This is a genomic window from Streptomyces sp. NPDC048461, from assembly GCF_055587105.1.
In genome coordinates this window covers 70,390-90,824 of record NZ_JBVJGW010000016.1, presented here as the reverse complement: position 1 = coordinate 90,824, position 20,435 = coordinate 70,390, and the positions used below count along the sequence as shown (strand labels likewise).

Annotated in this window: 4 protein-coding genes; 1 reads left to right on the top strand and 3 read right to left on the bottom strand. The window is 74.6% G+C overall.

Going from position 1 to position 20,435, the window contains the following annotated elements:
* Positions 1-5: 5 nt before the first annotated feature.
* The 3 genes from ACZ6S8_RS25810 to ACZ6S8_RS25800 all read right to left on the bottom strand — a co-directional run bounded on the left by ACZ6S8_RS25810 (position 6) and on the right by ACZ6S8_RS25800 (position 17,680).
* A complete protein-coding gene (locus ACZ6S8_RS25810; RefSeq protein WP_469459541.1) occupies positions 6-218 on the bottom strand; it encodes an MbtH family protein in 213 nt (70 codons plus the stop codon).
* Positions 219-315: 97 nt separating this feature from the next.
* Positions 316-9,831: an amino acid adenylation domain-containing protein gene (locus tag ACZ6S8_RS25805; RefSeq protein ID WP_469459539.1), complete on the bottom strand. Its 9,516-nt coding sequence runs from the start codon at positions 9,829-9,831 to the stop codon at positions 316-318.
* Between the two features lie 7 nt (positions 9,832-9,838).
* Entirely contained in the window at positions 9,839-17,680 is a 7,842-nt protein-coding gene (locus ACZ6S8_RS25800) for an amino acid adenylation domain-containing protein (RefSeq protein WP_469459537.1), read from the bottom strand.
* A 233-nt stretch (positions 17,681-17,913) separates the two neighbouring features.
* Here ACZ6S8_RS25800 and ACZ6S8_RS25795 point away from each other — a divergent pair, with 233 nt between their 5' ends.
* Positions 17,914-20,292, top strand: a complete 2,379-nt coding sequence (locus tag ACZ6S8_RS25795; protein ID WP_469459535.1) for an ATP-binding cassette domain-containing protein — start codon at positions 17,914-17,916, stop codon at positions 20,290-20,292.
* The last annotated feature ends 143 nt before the right edge of the window (positions 20,293-20,435 follow it).

Here is a 20,435-nt window from a genome sequence, read left to right as displayed (position 1 = left end):
CGTGCCTAACCGTTCATCGCCTCCCGGAGGCTGCGGGGCCGCATGTCGACCCAGTGCTCCTCCACGTAGGCGAGGCTCTGCGCCCGACCGGCCGGGCCGAAGGCGCTCCTCCAGCCGACCGGCACCTCGCAGAACGCGGGCCAGAGCGAGTGCTGGCCCTCGTCGTTGACCAGCACGTGGAACGTGCCGTTCTCGTCGTCGAACGGGTTGATGCTCACCGGGATCCTCCAGATCTCGTGCCACCGGTCGGGGTGGGGGCCGGGCTCGGAGCCGGGCCCCGGCGGGGAAGGGGGGCGGAGGCCCGGCGGGCGGGGCTCACTGCGCCGCCCGCAGGATCCGGTTCAGGACCCGGCTGATCTCCGCCGCGTTCCGCGGCCAGTACATCTCGTTGTGGGCGCAGGCGATGTCGGTGCGCAGCAGCCGCCCGTCGATGTGGTCCTGCCAGAGCACGTCGAGTTCCACCTCCAGCTGCCGCTTGTCGTGGGTCTCCGGGTCCAGGAGCGCGTTGAAGAAGACGACGTCGCCCCGGTACCTCGGCGAGGTGAACCGCCGCATCTGCTCCATCTGCTGGACGAAGATCGACGATGCGGTGCCCACCAGGGCCGGGTACTCCTCCATGCCGGCCAGGTGCCCCATGTAGTTGCCGAGGAACGTGCGCACCATGGCCTCGTCGACCGGCTCCAGTTCCGCGAAGTGTCCGGCGGGCGCGGCGTCCAGCAGCGCCAGCAGCGCCACCTCGTGCCCGCGCGCCTGCAGTTCCGCCGCCATGGCGTGGGCCAGCGTGCCGCCGAACGACCAGCCCAGCAGCCGGTACGGGCCGCTCGGCTGGACCTCCAGCACCTGCCGCAGGTAGTCGTCGACCATCTCGTCGATGGAGGCGGCCGAGGGCGTGGCGCCGTCGAAGCCGCGCGCCTGGATGCCGTACATCGGCCAGGACGCGTCCAGGTGCCGCGCGAAGCCCATGTAGGGCCAGCTCAGCCCGCCGCCCGGGTGCAGCCACCACAGCGGCGGACGGTCACCCTCGGTGCGGATCGGCAGCAGCCCGGCGAACGGGTCCTCGAAGCCCACCTGGGTGTCCGCGGACAGCTGGTTCGCCAGCTCGGCCACCGTGGGGTACTGGAACACGGTCCGGATCGGCACGTCCAGGCCGAGCTTCTCGTGGATCCGCCAGACGAGGCGGGTCAGCCGCAGCGAGTGCCCGCCGGAGGCGAAGAAGTCGTCGTCGATGCCGACCCGGTCCACGCCCAGCACCTCGGCGAACAGCGCGACGAGGTCCTCCTCGCGCGGCGTGCGCGGCGCGCGGTACTCGCCGCCCGTCGGGTCGGGCTCGGGCAGCGCGGCGCGGTCGACCTTCCCGTTCTCGGTCAGCGGCAGCCGGTCGAGGACCATGATCTCGGCGGGCATCATGAACTCCGGCAGCAGCGAACCGAGTTCCTCCCGCAGCCGCGACGGCAGCCGCGACACCCGCCGCGACACCGCGGGGACGTTCACCAGCCGCGCCGGAGCCGTGCCCGCCGGCCGGTACACCCCGTCGAGACGGGCCGCGTCGACGTCGGGCACCACGGCCGCCTCGAAGCAGTCGGCCGCCTCCGCCGACCAGGTGCAGTACACCGCGAGCCCCCGCGCGGTTCCCCACGCCTCCAGCACGGCGGGATCGACCGCCCCCCGGGTCCCGGCGGGAGCACCCCGCTCGCCGCCCTCCCCGGCCAGCCGGGCGTTGGGGATCCGGGTCAGGCGGAGGTGGCCGCCGTGCCGGGCCAGCGCCGCTTCCACGTCCGCGGGCTCCCGTACGTCCGTACCCCACACCACCACCGGCAGGTCCGCCAGCCGCAGCGCCCGGCCGGGCCCCTTGTGCAGCACCACCTCGTAGCGGTGGCGGGTGAGTTCGTTGTGGTCCGCGCCCCCCTTGAGCCGGATGTCGGCGGCGACCGCGCCGGGCCGCTCCTCGGCCCACCGCGTGAAGTAGCCGGGATCGACGAGGAGTTCCTTCTCGCCCAGGACCGCACGTTCGACCGCCGCCCGTACGGCGGCCGGGCCGTCGTCGGGCTGCCGCGCGCGGTGGACCGCCGCACTGAACGGGCGCAGGGTCCGGTAGTTGCGGACGTCGCCGATCACGATGCGGCCGCCGGGCGCCAGCCGGTCCATCGCGAGGTCGAGCACCCGCGTGAGGTAGCCGGCGTCCGGGAAGTACTGCACGACCGAGTTGAGGATCACCGTGTCGAAGAACCCCGTCGGCAGTCCGTCCTGGTCGTCGGCGGGCCGGCAGTGCAGGAACACCCGGTCCGACAGGCGCGGGTCGGATGCGACCTGGGCGCGCAGCCGCTCGATGACGGGCGCCGAGAAGTCGGTGCCCCAGTACTCCCCGACCTCGGAGGCCAGCGGTCCGAGCAGCAGGCCGGAGCCGACCCCGATCTCCAGCACCCGCTCCGGGCGCAGCGCGCGCACCCGTCCCAGCACGGCCTCGCGCCACGCCCGCATCTCGGTCAGCGGGATGGGCGCGCCGGTGTAGGAGCTGTTCCACCCGGTGAAGTCCTCGCCGACCCCGCTCCGGTCGACCGCCGTCCCGCCGTACATGTCGTCGTAGATCCCGCGCCACTCCCCGACGTGGTCGACCGCGTCGCCCTCGTCGGGCGCCGACGCGTCCGGCACCACGTACGCGACCAGGCTGCGTTCGCCGAGCCGGTCCCGGCGCGGGACCACGACGGCGTGCGCCACGCCGTCCCGCTCGCGCAGCACCGCCTCGATCTCGCCCGGCTCCACGCGGAAGCCGCGGAGCTTGACCTGGTCGTCGGCCCGGCTCACGTAGTGCAGGCGCCCGGTCGCGTCCCAGCGCACCAGGTCGCCCGTACGGTACGTCCGCGCCCCCGGCCGCCCCGACGGGTCGGCGACGAACCGCTCGGCGGTCAGCCCGGGACGTCCCGCGTACCCGCGGGCCACGCCGTCGCCCCCGACGTACAGCTCGCCCACCACACCGGGCGGCACGGGCCGCAGCCGCTCGTCCAGGACCAGCAGCCGGGTGCCGTCCATGGGCCCGCCGATCGGCAGCGGGTCGGCGCACAGGTCCGCCGAGGGCATCCGGTACCGGGCGGCGAACGTGGTCGTCTCCGTCGGACCGTAGCCGTTCACCACGGTGAGGCCCGGGCAGGCGTCCAGGACCCGGCGGACGGCGACCGGGGAGAGCACGTCGCCGCCCGCCCACACCTCGGCCACGCCGCCGAAGCACTCCGCGTGCTGCTCGGCCATCACCGCGAAGAGCCCGGCGGTCAGCCACAGCCCGGTCACCCCGCGCTCGGCGACGACCTTGGCCAGATCCGCCGTGTCGAGCCGGCCGGAACGCGCCAGCACCGCCGTGCCGCCACCGAGCAGCGGCGCCCACAGCTCGTACGTCGACGCGTCGAACGTGTGCGGCGAGTGGACCAGGACGCGCCGGTGGGCGCCACCGGCCCAGCAGCCGTCGCACGCGAGGTCGACCACGTTGCGGTGGGTCACCTCGACCCCCTTGGGGCGGCCCGTGGAGCCCGACGTGTACATCACGTACGCGACTGCCTCCTCCCCGACGCCGCCGTCCCCGGGCGGCGTGTCCGGGCAGTCCGCGAGGTCCTCCCCGGCGAAGGCGGCGTCCACGACGACGGCGGGATCCAGGTCCGCGAGGACGAAGTCGAGCCGCTCGCGCGGGTGTCCGGGGTCGACCGGCACGTAGGCGGCCCCCGTCTTCAGTACGCCGAGGATCGCCGCGACCAGCAGCGGCGAACGCTCCAGCACGAGCGCCACCCGGCTGCCCGGGACCGCGCCGCGGTCCCGCAGGCGGTGGGCGACGCGGTTGGCCCAGCGGCCCAGTTCGGCGTAGGACCAGCTCAGCTCGCCGTCCGCGGAGATCAGCGCGGTCGCCTCCGGACGCGCGGCGGCCGTCTCGGCGAACCGCCCGTGGACCGTTCCGGCCGCGAAGCCGGCGGCGCGGCCCCCGCCGCCCCATCCGGCCAGCGCCGCGCGCTGGTCGCCGGAGAGGATGTCGACCGCCCCGATCGGCGTGTCCGGTGCGGCGACGACCCGGCGCAGGAAGTGCAGCCAGCGCTCCATCAGCGTGCCGATCGTGGCGGCGTCGAACAGCTCGGTCGCGTACTCCGCGGACCCGGTGATCCGCGCCGCCCCGCCCTCGTCCTCGACCTCGCGGAGGCTGACGAACAGGTCGAACCGCGAGGCGCCCATGGCGAACGGCTCCTCCGTCACCTCCAGACCCGGCAGGGCGAACTCGGGCCGCGCGTTGTTCTGCAGCGCCAGGCACACCTGGAACAGCGGGTGGTGCGCGGAGGACCGCACCGGGTTCAGCACCTCCACCAGGTGCTCGAACGGGATGTCCTGGTGGTCGTACGCGGCGAGGCTCGACTCCTTCACCCGGCCGACGAGTTCGGTGAAGCCGGGGTCCCCGGAGGTGTCCGCCCGCAGCACCCACGTGTTGACGAAGAACCCGACCAGGCGGTTCAGCGCCTCGTCGGTGCGCCCCGCGATGGGCGAGCCGATCGGCACGTCCGTACCCGCGCCCAGCCGGGTGAGCATGGCGGCCATGCCCGCCTGGAGCACCATCGCCACCGTGGCGCCGGTGTCCCGGGCCACCCGCCGGACGCCCTCGGTGAGCCGCTCGTCGAGGTCGAGCGGCAGCTGGGCGCCGGCGTACGAGGCCACCGCGGGCCGCGGCCGGTCCGCGGGCGGGCCGACGGTCTCCGGCAGCCCGGCCAGGCGGGTCGTCCAGTAGTCCAGCTGGCGCCGGTACAGGCTGCCCGGGTCTGCGCCGTCCCCCAGCAGCCGCCGCTGCCACAGGGTGTAGTCCGCGTACTGGACCGGCAGCGGCTCCCACTGCGGCGCGCGGCCGGCGCGGCGCGCCTCGTACGCCGCGGTCAGGTCCTCCGCGAGGGGGAGCAGCGACCAGCCGTCCGAGACGATGTGGTGCGCGCCGATCATGAAGACCGACTCCTGCTCGCCGGTCCGGAACAGCCAGGCGCGCAGCGGTATCTCGTCGGCCAGGTCGTACGGACGGCGCGCCGCCTCGTGCAGGACGCCGTGCAGCGCGTCCTGCGTGACCGTGCTCTCCTGCCAGGGCACCCGCACCACGGCCGGGGAGAGGACCTGCTGGTACGGCTGTCCGTCCGCCTCGCCGAACACGGTCCGCAGCGACTCGTGGCGCTCCACGACGTCGTGCACGGCGCGGCGCAGCGCCGCCGCGTCCAGCTCACCGCGCATCCGCAGGGCCAGTGCGATGTTGTAGGTCGCCGACGGGCCCTCGAACCGGTGGATGAACCAGAGCCGTTGCTGCGCGAAGGACAGCGGCAGCCGTTCGGGACGGTCCTGGGGCCGCAGCGCCGGGCGTACGTCGCTGCCGGCCGTCAGGTGCGCGGCCAGGGCGGCGGGGGTGGGCTCCTGGAAGACGACCCGGATCGGGATCTCCACGCCGTGGACGGCGCGGATGCGGCTGACCAGCCTGGTGGCCAGCAGCGAATGCCCGCCGACGGAGAAGAAGTTGTCGTCCACGCCGACCCGGTCGAGCCCGAGCACCGCCGCGAACAGCGCGCACAGCGACTCCTCCTCGGGCGTGGACGGGGCCCGGCCGGCGCCGGCGGCCGCGTAGTCCGGGACGGGCAGCGCGCGCCGGTCCGGCTTGCCGTTGTCCGTCAGCGGCACGCCGGCGATCGGCACGATCGCGGCGGGGACCATGTACTCCGGCAGCGCGTCCCGCAGGTACGCGCGCAGGGCGGGCAGCAGCGCCGTGACGGCGGCGCCCGCCGCGGGGTCGTTGACCGGCGGGCGCTGCTCCCCGGGCGCCGGACGGTAGGTGCCGGTGGTGATCAGGCCGGCCTCCGGGGCGGCCCGGTGGACGACCACCTCGAACCGGTCGACGGCCCGTGCCGACCAGGTCGCCACGGCGTCCCAGCCGTGCCCCGCGGCCCACGCCCGGAGCGCGCCCGGGTCGAGCGGCGCCGCCTCGGACGCCTCCGTCGCGGGCGCGGCGGCCTCCTCGCCGTCCGCCTCGCGCACCGCCGCCGCCTCCGCGGTCAGGCGGGCGTTCGGCACGCCGACGACGCGCACCACGGGCTCCGCGTGCGCGCGCACCCGGTCGGCGAGGGCGTCGAGGTCCCCGTCCCACGGCAGGCACGGCACCGCGTCCAGCCGCAGCACCGCTCCGGGCGGCCCGGCGGCCGGCTTGTGCAGCACGACCTCGTACCGGTGGCACGTGAGCTCGTTGCGGGCCGTGCCGTCCTTGAGCCGTACGTCGACACCGGCACGGGCGCCCGCACGGGCGCCCGCACCGGCGCCGCCGCCGGTCCGCTCCGCCCAGTTCAGGAACCACTCGGGGTCGACGACGAGCTCCTGCTCCAGCAGGACGGCCTGGTCGACCGCGCTGCGCAGCACGGCCTCGGCCGCGCCGGGGTGCTTCGCCCGCTGGACGGACGTCTGCAGCAGGCGCAGCGAGGCCGCCCGGCGGACGTCGCCGACCACGATCCTGCCGCCCGGCGCGAGCAGGTCCCAGGCGCCGTCCAGGACCCGCCGCAGGTAGTGCTCGTCGGGGAAGTACTGCACGACCGAGTTGAGCACCACCGTGTCGAACGTGCCGGCCGGCAGGCCGGACAGGTCGTCGGCGGCCCGGCACCGCAGCTCGACGCGGTCGCCGAGGCCGGCCTCCGCGACCTGCCGTCGCAGGCGCTCGATCACCGAGGGCGAGAAGTCGGTGCCCCAGTACGACTCGACCCGGCCCGCGATGCGGGCCAGCAACAGGCCCGAGCCGACGCCCAGTTCGAGGACACGGCCCGGAGACCAGCACAGGACGCGCTCCACCGCCGCGTCCCGCCAGGCCCGCATCTCGTCCAGCGGGATCGGCTCGCCGGTGGCGGAGCCGGTCCAGCCGGTGAAGTCCTCGCCGAGCTCCGCGCCGGCCGCGTCCAGGTAGGCCTGGTCGTAGACCTCCTGCCACGCGCCGACCTGGTCCCCGGCCCCGCGCAGCCCGTCCGCGGACCCGGGGTCCGCGACGACGTACGCGACGAGGCGCTGGTCGCCGGGCCGGTCCTCGCGGGCGGTGACGATGGCCTGGCGGACGGCCGGGTGGCGGGCCAGGGTGTGCTCGATCTCGCCGAGCTCGATGCGGAACCCGCGCAGCTTCACCTGGTTGTCCGCGCGGCCGAGAAAGCAGATGTTCCCGTCGGGGAAGAAGCAGGCGCGGTCGCCCGTACGGTAGAGCCGGTCGCCCTCCCGGTCGCCGAACGGATCGCGGACGAACCGCTCGGCGGTCAGCTCGGGCCGGTTGACGTAGCCGGTGCACAGGCAGTCCCCGCCGATGTAGAGGTCGCCCTCGACCCCGACCGGGACCGGCTCCATGGCGTCGTCGAGCACGTAGTAGCGGGCGTTGTCGATCGGCCGGCCGTACGGGATGCTGCGCCACGACGGGTCGATGTCGCGGATGCGGAAGTAGTTGGACCACACCGTGGCCTCGGTCGCTCCGCCGAGACTGATCATTTCGAGGTTGCGGAACACCCTGCGGATCTCGTCCGGCAGGGACAGCGGGGTGAAGTCGCCGGAGAGGAAGGCCAGACGGAGGCAGCCCGTCCCCCGGCTCCCCGGCTCGACGGGCCGTGCGGAGAGCACGGGGGGCAGCTGGTTGAGGGTGGTCGGGACCGAGTTCCAGAAGGTGATCGGCTCCGTGAGCAGCAGGTCGAGCAGCACCTCCGGGTCGCGCTGCTGGGCCGCGTCCGCGACGTACAGGCCGCCGCCGCAGCCGAGCAGCCCGAAGATGTCGAAGGTGGAGAGGTCGAACCCCAGCGAGGTGACGCACAGACCGACGTCCTTCGGGCCGAACCCGAAGGTGCGGTAGGCCCAGTTGAGCAGGTTGTGCACCGGACGGTGGGTGACCGAGACGCCCTTCGGCTTCCCGGTGCTGCCCGAGGTGAAGATGATGTACGCGGTGCTGTCCACCCCTGCGACCGGCTCCGGGTTGCGGGCGGAGCCGGGGGAGTGGGCGGCCGACGACGCCTCCAACCGGTCCACCTCGACGAGCCCGACGCCGTCCGGGACCTCCCAGTGCTCGGTGTCCGACGTGGACAGCACCAGCTCCGCGCCGGCGTCGGCCAGCATGCCGGCGACGCGGTCGGCGGGCAGCGACGGCTCCAGGGGCAGGAAGGCCCCGCCGGCCTTGAGCACGCCGAATGCGGCGGCGATCATGACCGGGCCGCGGCGGACGCCGATCCCGACGACGGTCTCCGGTCCGACGCCCCGCTCCTTGAGGTCCCAGGCGATCCGGTTGGCCCGCTCGTTCAGCTCGCCGTACGTCATGGTGCCCCCGGCCCAGCGCAGGGCGATCGCCTCGGGGCGGCACCCGGCCTGCTCCTCGAAGAGGAGGTGCACGGGACCCGGACAGGGGAAGTCGCGGGCCGTGTCGTTCCACTCGACGAGGATCTTCCGGCGCTCGGCGGCGTCGAGCACCGCGCCGGCGGACCGCTCCGCGGGCGCGGCCGTCTCCGCGGCCCCGGCCGCCTCCGCGTCCTCGCCGACCGTGGTCTCCGGGTCGGCCACCACCTGCTCCACCAGGCGGACGAACCGCGCCGCCATCCCCTCCACCGTCCCGGGGTCGAAGAGGTCGGCGGCGTACTCGATCTGCCCCGCGGCGGAGCCGTCCGACTCGTCCGGCGCCAGGTTGAAGAAGAGGTCGAACTTGGCCGTGCCCGTCGGGATGGGCTCCATCGACACCGTCAGGCCGGGCAGGTCAAGGACCGGTGCCACGTTGTTCTGCCACGCGAACACGACCTGGAACAGCGGATGGTGGGCGGTCGACCGTTCGGGCCGCAGCAGCTCCACCAGCCGCTCGAACGGCACGTCCTGGTTGTCGTACGCGGCGAGGGCCTTCTGCCGCACCTGGCCCAGCACCCAGTCGAACGTCCGCTCCGGCGTCAACGGCACGCGCAGCACCCAGGAGTTGACGAAGAACCCCACCAGGTCGTTCAGCGCCTCGTCGGTGCGGCCCGCGATCGGCGACCCGACCGTCACGTCCTCGCCGCCGCCCAGCCGGTGCATCAGGACGGCGACGGCCGCCTGGAGCACCATCGACACCGTCACCCCCCGGGCCCGCGCCAGCTCCTCCACCCGGGCCAGCAGCTCGCTCGACAGGCCGAGGTCCACCGAACCGCCGCGGTAGCTCGCCACCGCGGCACGGGGCCGGTCCAGGGGCAGCGGCAGCGGCTTCGAGATCCCCGCCAGCTCCCGGCGCCAGTACGCCGTCTGCACCGACAGGACGCTCTCCGGGTCGGACTCGTCACCGAGCAGCTCCTGCTGCCACAGCGCGTAGTCCGAGTACTGCACGGGCAGTTCCGCCCAGTCCGGCGCCCGGCCGGCCACCCGGGCCCGGTAGGCCTGCGACACGTCCCGCGCCAGCGGCGCGAGCGATCCGCCGTCCCCGGCGATGTGGTGGATCACCAGGACGAGCAGGTGCTCGTCCTCGCCGCTCTGGACGACGCAGCCCCGCAGCGGCACGTCGGCCGACAGGTCGAACCAGCTGCCGGTCACCGACGCCACCACCCCCGGCACCCGGTCGGGGGCGACCCTGCCCCAGTCCTTCCACGGCAGCTCGAACGCGCCGGGGGCGAGGATCCGCTGGAACGGCCGCCCGTCCTCCTCCCCGAACACGGTCCGCAGGACCTCGTGGCGCGTCATCACGTCGAGGAACGCCGCGCGCAGGGCGCCGGTGTCCAGGGGGCCGGTGAACCGCAGGAGCAGCGGGATGTTGTAGGTCGAGGACGTGCCCTCGAAGCGGTTGATGAACCACATCCGCCGCTGGGCGTAGGAGAGGGGGATCATGGTGTTTCTACCTTTCGCTCATCCTGCGCAGCGGCTTTCGGGAAGAGGCCGACATGTCGGTCCAGCGCTCGGTCAGTTCGGCGACGGTGGGGGCGGTGAACAGGGTCCCGATGGGGACCTCCACGCCCAGTTCCGCGCGCACCCGCGCCACCAGCCGGGTGGCGAGCAGCGAGTGCCCGCCCAGGACGAAGAAGTCGTCGTCGATGCCGACCCGCTCCACGCCGAGCACCTCGCCGAACAGGCGGCACAGGGCGGCCTCCCGCGGCGACCGCGGGGCCCGGTAGGCGTCCCCGTCGAACTCGGGCGCGGGCAGCGCCGACCGGTCCAGCTTGCCGTTCGGCGTCAGCGGCAGTTCGGCGAGCACCGTGAACGCGGCCGGGACCATGTACGCCGGCAGCCGCTCCCCGACGACCTCCCGCAACCGCTCCGCCGCAGGCACCTCGCCCCCCGCCTCCGGCACCAGGTACGCCACCAGCCGGCGCTCGCCCGGCCGGTCCTCGCGGGCGACGACGGTGGCGTGGCGGACGGCCGGGTGCCGGGTCAGGACGTGCTCGATCTCGGCGGGTTCGATGCGGAACCCCCGCAGCTTGATCTGGTGGTCGGAGCGGCCGAGGTACTCCACCTCGCCCGTGCGGGTCCAGCGGGCCAGGTCCCCGCTGCGGTACATGCGCGTGCCCGGCGGGCCGAACGGGTTCGCCACGAACCGCTCCGCCGTCAGGTCCGGCCGGCCGTGGTAGCCGCGGGCCAGGCCGTGCCCGGCGATCCACAGGTCGCCGGTCACCCCCGGCGGCACGGGACGCAGGGTGCGGTCGAGGACGAGGACCCGGCCGTTGGCGACGGGCCCGCCGATGGAGGGGGGCATGCCGGCGGTGCCCGGACCGAGCCGGGCCGCCGTGGAGTAGATCGTGGCCTCGGTGGGCCCGTAGAGGTTGGTGACCTCGGCGGCGCGCTCGCACAGGGCGGCCGCCAGCGACGGGGGCAGGGCCTCGCCGCTGGTGATCACGCGCAGGCCCGTCAGGCAGGCCGGGGCGTGGGCGACCAGCACCTGCCAGAGGGCCGGGGTGGCCTGCATGACGGTGATCCCGGCCCGGTCCACGAGGTCGTGCAGCGCCTCGGGCCGGGTGAGGAGGTCCTTGCCGGCCAGCACGGTCCGCCCCCCGGTCAGCAGGGGCAGGAACAGCTCCAGGGCCGCGATGTCGAACGCGACGGTGGCGACGGCCAGCATCCGGTCGTCCGGCGACAGCCGGAACCGTTCCTGCATGCCGGTCAGCAGGTTCGCCAGGGCACCGTGCTCGATGACCACGCCCTTGGGCTTCCCCGTGGAGCCGGAGGTGTAGATGGTGTACGCGGCGTGGTCCGGGCCGGCCGTGGTCCGCGGGGCGTGCCCGGGGAGGGCCGACAGGTCCGCGCCGGCCAGCCGCTCCGGGTCCAGCACCAGCACCGCCGCACTGTCCTCGACCACGGCCCGCACCCGGGCGGCCGGATACTCCGGGTCCACCGGCACGTACGAGCCGCCGGCCTTCCACACCGCCAGCAGCGCCACGACCAGGTCGGGCGAGCGGGGCAGCAGCACCACCACGCGCGATTCGGGCCCCACCCCCTGCCCGATCAGCCAGTGCGCCAGCCGGTTGGCCCGCCCGTCCAGCTCCCCGTACGTCAGCACCCGCCCGTCCGAGGCGACGGCGACCGCGTCCGGCGCCGCAGCCGCCCGTGCGGCGAACAGCTCCGGAACGGTCGCCGCGGGGAGCGGGGCCGCCGTGTCGTTCCAGCCGTGCAGGACCTGCTCCCGCTCCTCGTCGGTCAGTACGCCGATCTCCGCGACGACGGCCGCGGGAGCGGCGGCGAACTGCCGCAGCACCCGGGTCAGCCGGGCGGCGATCGCCTCCACCTCGGCGCGGCCGAAGACGCCGCGCCGGTACTGGAAGGAGATCCGCAGCAGCGGATCGGCCGCCGCGATGACGGTCAGCGGGTAGTGCGGCGGGGCGTACGGGCGGATGCCGGTCACCACCACGTCCGTCGGCGCGGCCGCCGCGGCAACGGTCCGGTCGACGGGGAACGACTCGAACACCACGAGGGTGTCGAACAGGGAACTCAGTCCGGTGGACCGCTGGATGTCGGCGAGCCCGAGGTGGTGGTGGTCCAGCAGCCCGGCCTGGGCGTCCTGGACCTGCCCGAGCAGCTCCGCGACGGTGTCCGTCGGCGTGCACCGCACCCGCACCGGCACCGTGTTGATGAACAGGCCGATCGTCGAGTCCACCCCCGGCAGCTCCGCCGACCGGCCGGAGACCGTCGTACCGAACAGCACGTCGTCGCCCCCGGTCAGCCCGGCCAGGACGAGGGCCCACGCGGCCTGCACCAGGGTGTTCGGGGTGACCCCCCACTCCGCGGCCCGGCGCGCCAGCCGGGCGGCGTCCTCGCGGGTCAGGGCCGCGTCGACCTGACCGTTGCCGTTGCTGTCGCTGCCGGTTCCGCCGTCGCCGCCGGTTCCGGTCGCGGGTACCGCGGGCGCCAGGACGGTCGGCCCGGCCACACCGGCCAGCTCCGCCGCCCACGCCCGGGCCGACCGCTCCCGGTCCTGCCCCGACAGCCACCCCAGGAAGTCCCGGTAGCCGTGCGGGCGCACCGGATCGGGGGCGCCGCCGCCCACCGCGTACAGGTGCATCAGCTCCCGCTCGATCAACGGGACCGACCAGCCGTCGAACAGCACGTGGTGGGCGGTGAGGGCGAGCTCGGCCCGGTCCGGCCCCAGCGTCACGAGGGTGAGCCGCAGCAGCGGCGGGCTGTCGGGGCGGAAGCGGGCGTCCCGCTCCTCGGCGAGGACGCGCTCCAGCCGCGCCGGCGCCGCGGGGTCCCCGGTGAGGTCCACGTGCCGCCAGGGCAGCCGGACGCCGTCCACCACGACCTGTACGGGATCGCCCGAGGCGCCGGGCAGGAACGCCGCCCGCAGGTTCGGATGGCGGTCCAGCAGCGCCTGGCCCGCGGCCCGCAGCCGGTCCGCGTCCACCGGACCGGCGAGCCGGAACACGAACTGCGTGCGGTAGCCCTCGGTGGTGTCCTCCAGCATCGTGTGGAACAGCAGCCCCGCCTGGAGCGGCGTGAGCGGCCACACGTCGGCCACCCGTCCGAAGCGCCCTCGCCAGGAGTCCAGTTCGGACTGCCCGACCTCCACCAGGGCGACGTCCGACGGCGTCATCCCGGTCCCGCCCGCCGCCACCAGGGCCCGCAGCCCCCGCAGGGCCGCGCACCAGGTGCCGGACAGCTCGCGGACCTCGTCGGCGCAGAGCACGCCGGTGGCGAAGGAGAACAGGGCCGTCAGCCGCGGTCCGTCACCGGTGTCGGTGACCAGCGCGTTCAGCTCCAGCGCGCTCGGCGCCGGCATGTCGGGACCCGGCGCCGCGACGAGTTCGGGGCACTCCGGGGCAGGCGTCCACCCGGCGCCGCGCCCGGCCCGCGGACCGTCGAAGGAGAAGCGGCCCAGGAAGTTGAAACCGATCTCGTCCGCCGGGTACGGGCGCAGCACCGGCGCCGTCCGGTCGTTGAGGTGGCGCAGCAGGGCGTAGCCGATGCCGTGGTCGGGGATCGCGCGCCGCTGCTCCTTCACGCGCCCCAGGGCCTCGCCCGCGGCCGCCCCGCCCGCGATCGCCTCGTCGACGTCGATCCCCGAGAGGTCGAAGCGGACGGGGTGCGCGGTGGTGAACCAGCCGACGGTACGGGACAGGTCCGCGCCCGGCAGCAGCTCGTCCTGCCGGCCGTGCCCCTCCAGCCGGACCACGGTCGCGCCGTCCGTCACGCCCCGCCGGTGCCGGGCCAGGGCCAGCACCAGGGCGGTGAGCAGGACGTCGTCCGCGCCGCCGCGGTAGGCGGCCGGCACCGACGCGAGCACGGCCTCGGTGAGATCGGCCGGGAGTTCCACCCGTACGGTCTCCACCGTCGAGGCGACGTCCACGGCCGGGTCGAGCGGCCGGGACCCGACCGGCGCGACGGGGGCGGCGAGCAGGTCGCGCCAGAGCCCGAGCTCCGCCTCCCGTGCGGGCCGCACCGCCTCCTCTGCCAGCGCGCCCAGCCACCGCCGCAGCGAGGTCCCCACCGCCGGCAGGACCGGGGCCGTACCGGTGCGGACCTGCCGCCAGGCCTCGGCGAGGTCGGGGAGCAGCACCCGCCACGACACCCCGTCGACGACCAGGTGGTGGGCTGCGACCAGCAGCCTTCCGGGGCCCGCGGTCTCCGGCTCGAACCACACCAGCCGCAGCATCCGGCCCTCCGAGGCCCGGATGTGGTCCACCGCCTCTGCGGCCTCGGCGCGCAGCAGCGTCTGCCACGCGGCGCCGTGCCAGTCGCCCGGACAGCGCACCCGCTTGACGAGGCCGGCGGCGTCGGGAGAGCCCGGCGGGTGCACCAGCAGCCCCTCGCCGGTCAGGCGCGAGCGCAGTGCGTCGTGCCGGTCCAGGACGGCGCGCACGGTCGCGGTGAGGCCGTCGGGGCCGATGCCGTCCGGCAGTTCCAGCACCAGCCACTGGGCGAGCCGGTCCAGCCCGGGGCCGTGCTCGGCGACGATCCGGGCCATCGGCGGCAGGGGCAGCAGACCGACGCCGCCGCCCTCGGGTTCGACGGGCGGCGGCGTGGTGTCGCGCGTGGCGGCCGCGGCCAGCGCGGCGACGGTACGACACTCGAACACGGTGCGCGGGCCGAACGCGAGGCCGGCCGCTCGGGCGCGGGCCACGACCTGGATGGCCCGGATGCTGTCGCCGCCGAGCGTGAAGAAGTCGTCGTCCACCCCGATCCGGTCCATTCCGAGCACCTCGGCGAACGCGGCCGCCAGGACGCGCTCCCCGGCGGTGCGCGGCGGCCGGTGGGCCCGGGTGGCGTACTGCGGCTCGGGCAGCGCCGCCCGGTCCAGCTTGCCGTTCGCGGTCAGGGGCAGCCGGTCCAGTACGACGAACGCGGCGGGCACCAGGTGCGCGGGCAGCCGGGCCGCGACGAAGCCCCGCAGTCCGGCGGCGTCCAGGCCGGCGTGCAGGTCCCAGTCCGCGCCGGCCCCGCCGGGCCCGGCGCCCGCGGTGGGCACGACGTACGCGAAGAGCTGGACGGCGCCGTCGGCGCCGCGGCTCGGCCGGGCCAGGACCGCCGCCCGGGACACCCCCGGGTGGGCGGCCAGCGCGGCCTCGATCTCTGCGGGCTCGACGCGGAACCCGCGCACCTTCACCTGCTGGTCGGCGCGGCCCGTGAACTCCAGCTCGCCGTCGGCGTTCCAGCGCGCCAGGTCGCCCGTACGGTACATGCGCCGGCCGGGCGGGCCGAACGGGCAGGCGACGAAACGCTCCGCGCTCAGGGCCGCGCGGCCGTGGTAGCCGCGGGCGAGCCCCTCGCCCGCGATGTACAGGTCGCCCGGAACCCCGGGCGGGACCAGCCGCAGCCGGCTGTCCAGGACGTACAGCGCGGTGTTGCGGATCGGCGTTCCGATCGGGACGGTCCGGGCGCCGGGCCGGTACCGCCAGGCGGTGACGTCGACCGCGGCTTCGGTGGGCCCGTACAGGTTGTGCAGGGGCGCCCCCACCACCCGGTGGAACGCCGCCGCGAGTTCGGCCGGCAGGGCTTCGCCGCTGCAGATGACGCGGCGCAGGCCGGTACAGGCGGCGGCGGTGGCCTCCGCGGTGAACTCGGCGAGCATCGAGGGGACGAAGTGCAGGGTGGTGACGCCGGCCCGCCGGACCAGCTCCGCGAGGTAGCCGGGATCGCGGTGCCCGTCCGGCCGCGCCACCACCAGGGTGGCGCCGGTGATCAGCGGCCAGAAGAACTCCCACACCGACACGTCGAAGGACGCCGAGGTCTTCTGGAGCACCCGGTCGGAGGCGTCCAGCCGGTAGTGGTCCTGCATCCAGAGCAGCCGGTTGACGATCGCGCCGTGCGTGACGACGACGCCCTTGGGCCGGCCGGTCGACCCCGAGGTGTAGATCATGTAGGCCGGATGCCCGACGGAGCGGGCCACGACCGGGGCGGGGCCGCCGGCGGGCGGCGTCTCGTCGACCGTGATCACGGGGATGCCGGTCCGGGGCAGCAGGTCCGCGGTGCCCTTGACGGTCAGCAGCATCGCCGGCGCCGCGTCGCGGAGCATGAACTCCACCCGCGCGGCCGGGTAGTCGGGGTCCACCGGGACGTACGCGGCCCCGGCCCTGAGCACGGCGACCAGGGCGATGACGAGTTCGGGCGAGCGGGGGACCGCGACCGCGACGAACCGTTCGGGCCCCGCGCCGCCCTCGGTCAGGACGCGGGCCAGGCGGCCGGACCGCTCGGCCAGTTCCCGGTACGTCAGGGAGGTGTCCTCGTACCTCACCGCGACCGCGTCGGGGGTGGCGACGGCCTGGCGCTCCAGCAGCTCCGCCAGGGTCGCGTCCGCCGGGTCGGCCTCGGGGCCCGCGCAGCCGGCGAGCAGCGCGCGGCGCTCCCCGGCGCCGAGCAGGTCCAACGCGGCGACCGGCGTGCCCGGTTCGGCCATGGCCGCGCGGACGAAGGCCGTGAACCTGGCCGCGAGGCCGGCGACGTCCCGGGCGTCGTACAGCGACCGGGGGGCGTCGAAGCGGACGAACAGGTCGCTGTCGGCCCGGCCGTCGGTGTACGCGCAGATCATGACCTCGTCGACCAGGCCGAACGTGCCGCCCGCGAAGCGCGCCGTGCTGCCCGCGAGGTCGAGCGTCCCGACGAACGGGATCACGTTGACGATGGCGCCGAACGGGCCGCGCGTCCCGCCCACGTGCCCGGCCGCCCGCTTGATCAGGGCGAGTTCGTGCCGGGCGTGCCGCAGCACCCGCCGCCGCTCCCGGCCGACCGCGTCGGCCAGCTCCGCCAGGTCCGCCGCGGGCGGCACCTCCACCTGGAGGGGCAGCCGGTTCGAGAGCATGCCGAGCGCGCGCCGGGTGGCGCCGGTGCGGTGGTTCACGGTGATCGTCAGCAGCGGCCTGGGCAGATCGCACACCCGGTGCAGGAACGCCGTGGCCGCCGCGGCGAGCAGGTCCGGGACGCTGGTGCCCAGCGACTCGGCGGCGCGCGCCCAGCCGACGTGCTCGGCGGCCGGCACGGTGGCGGTGAAGGTGGTCATGCCCAGCGGCTCGGTGAGCCCGTCCCAGTACCGGGCCGCGGCCTCCGGGCCACCGGCGGAGGCCGGGACGGCGGACGCGGGGGCGGGCGCGGGGGCGGGCGCATCCGAGGGGGCGGCGGGCCGGACCCCGGCCGGGAGCCGCGCCGGGGTCGGCTCGCCGGCCAGGTAGTCCCGCCAGAACCGTTCGGCGTCGGCGAACCGCCCGGACGCCCGGTACGCGGCGTCCTTGGCCACCGCGTCGGCGGGCGAGCTCGCGGGCGCCGGCGGTACGGAGGAACCCGCGTGCAGCGCCCGGTACACCTCGGCGATCCGCTGGGACAGCACGGTGAGGACGCCGAACGCGTCGGTGAGGATGTGGTGGAAGACGATCACCACGAGGTGGCGCGCCGGACCCAGCCGGATCGAGCCGAACCGGAACAGCGCGTCGTCGGCGAGGTCGAACGGACGCCGCACCGACTCGGTCACCAGGGCGCGGGCCGCGTCGTCGGGGTCCTCGGCGCCGCTCACGTCCAGGGCGAACGGCGCCCAGCCCCCGGGGTCCCGCGAGATCTGCCGCAGCGCGTCCCCGTCCCGGCGGAAGTTCACCGTCAGCGCCCCGGACTCGGCCACGGCGGCCCGCAGCGCCGCACCGAGGAGGGAGACGTCCAGGTCGCCGTCGACCTCCCACAGGGTCACCACGTTGTTCGGGACGTCAGGGGCGAGCTCCTGCGCGAGCCACATGGCCTCCTGCGCGGACGTAACGCCGGTGTGAGCCATTCCTGACTTCCCTCCCGCAACGTGGTTCCGGATCACGGCCACTCGTCGTGCCCGATCGTTGTCGCGGGTCAGGAGGCGATCAACCTGCGTGAAAGATGTCCGCCAGAGATGAAAGAGAATCGGCAAGATACCGAAAGAGATCCGGCCGTTCGGCTCACAACTGGTTAGATCGTTCGGGGCAACGCCGAGAGGCCGGATGAACAGGCGTGCCGTGTCGAAGAGATGGAGAGAACATGAGCATCGGGACGGGGACAGGCGAACAGCCGTCCGCGCTGCAACCAGCCGACAGCCACGGTCTGATCCGCGTGCACGGAGCGCGGGAGAACAATCTCAAGAATGTCAGCATCGAGATCCCGAAACGCCGGCTCACGGTGTTTACCGGTGTGTCCGGCTCGGGCAAGAGTTCGCTGGTGTTCAACACGATCGCAGCGGAGTCGCAGCGGTTGATCAACGAGACCTACAGCGCCTTCATCCAGGGATTCATGCCGACGCTGGCGCGACCGGAAGTGGACTTACTCGACGGTCTCACGACCGCGATCATCGTCGACCAGCAGCGGATGGGCGCGCACTCCCGCTCCACCGTCGGCACCGCCACCGACTCGGGCGCGCTGCTGCGCATCCTGTTCAGCCGGCTCGCCACGCCGCACATCGGCACGCAGAAGGCGTTCGCCTTCAACGTGGCCTCGGCCGACGCGTCGGGAACGCTGGTGGTCGGCGGCAAGAAGATCGAGAAGGGCTTCAGCGTCGTGGGCGGCATGTGCCTGCCCTGCGAGGGCATGGGCAGCGTCTCCGACGTCGACCCCGCCGAGCTCTACGACGACTCCAAGTCGCTCGCCGACGGTGCGATCACGATACCCGGCTGGAAGCCCGACGGCTGGGTGGTGCAGTCGTTCATCGAGTCCGGCTTCCTCGACCCCGCCAAGCCGATCCGCGACTACACCGCCGACGAGCTGCACGACTTCCTGCACCGCGACCCCGTCAAGGTGAAGGTCAAGGGGATCAACACCACTTACGAGGGCCTGATCGGGCGGGTGCACAAGTCCTTCCTGTCCAAGGACAAGGAGACGCTGCAACCGCACATCCGGGCCTTCGTGGACCGGGCGGTGACCTTCGCCGTCTGTCCCGCGTGTCACGGCACCCGCCTCAGCGACACCGCCCGCTCCGCGAAGATCAAGGGCATCAACATCGCCGACGCGTGCGCGATGCAGATCAGCGACCTCGCCGCCTGGGTCCACGCCCTCGACGAGCCGTCGGTCGGCACGCTGCTGACGGTGCTCGGCGAGAGCCTCGACTCGTTCGTGGAGATCGGCCTCGGCTACCTCTCCCTCGACCGGTCGTCCAGCACGCTCTCCGGCGGCGAGGCGCAGCGCACCAAGATGATCCGCCACCTCGGCTCCGCGCTCACCGACGTCACGTACGTCTTCGACGAGCCCACGGTCGGCCTGCACCCGCACGACATCCAGCGGATGAACGACCTGCTGCTCCAGCTGCGCGACAAGGGCAACACCGTCCTGGTCGTGGAGCACAAGCCCGAGACGATCGTGATCGCCGACCACGTCGTCGACATCGGTCCGCACGCCGGCACGGCCGGCGGCGAGGTCGTCTTCGAGGGCACGGTCGAGGCGCTGCGCGCCAGCGGCACGGTCACCGGACGGCACCTGGACGACCGCGCCGCGGTGAAGCCGTCGGTGCGCAAGCCCTCCGGCGTGCTGGAGGTGCGCGGCGCGACCGAGCACAACCTCCGCGACGTCGACGTCGACATCCCGCTGGGCGTGCTGACCGTGCTCACCGGGGTCGCCGGCTCCGGCAAGAGCTCGCTGATCCACGGTTCGGTGGCCGGCCGCGACGGCGTGGTCACGGTCGACCAGGGGGTCATCAAGGGCTCCCGGCGCAGCAACCCCGCGACGTACACCGGACTGCTGGAGCCGATCCGCAAGACGTTCGCCAAGGCCAACGGGGTGAAGCCGGCCCTGTTCAGCGCCAACTCCGAAGGGGCCTGCCCCGGTTGCAACGGCGCCGGCGTCATCTACACCGACCTGGCGATCATGGCCGGTGTCGCCACCACCTGCGAGGACTGCGAGGGCAGGCGGTTCCAGGCCTCGGTGCTGGAGTACCGGCTCGCCGGCCGCGACATCAGCGAGGTGTTCGCCATGTCCGTGACCGACGCCGTCGAGTTCTTCGCGTCCGGAGAGGCGCGCACCCCGGCCGCGCACACCATCCTGCGCCGGCTCGCCGACGTCGGGCTCGGCTACCTCAGCCTCGGCCAGCCGCTCACCACCCTGTCCGGCGGCGAGCGCCAGCGCCTCAAGCTGGCCACCAACATGGCCGGAACGGGGAGCATCTACATCCTCGACGAGCCGACCAGCGGCCTGCACCTCGCCGACGTCGAGCAGCTCCTCGGCCTGCTCGACCGGCTCGTCGACTCCGGGAAGTCGGTCATCGTCGTCGAGCACCACCAGGCCGTCATGGCCCACGCCGACTGGATCATCGACCTCGGCCCCGGGGCCGGCCACGACGGCGGACGGATCGTCTTCGAGGGCACCCCCGCCGACCTCGTCGCCGACCGCTCCACCCTCACCGGGCAGCACCTCGCCGCGTACGTCGGCGCCTGAGGAAGCGTCGGCGCCTGAGGAAGCGTCGGCGCCTGAGGAAGCGCGGACCGTACGCGGCGCGGGGCCCCCGGGCCCCCCCCCCCCCGGCCCCCCCCCCCCCCCGGCGGGGGCCCCCGGGGGGCGGGCCCCCCCCGCGCGGGCCG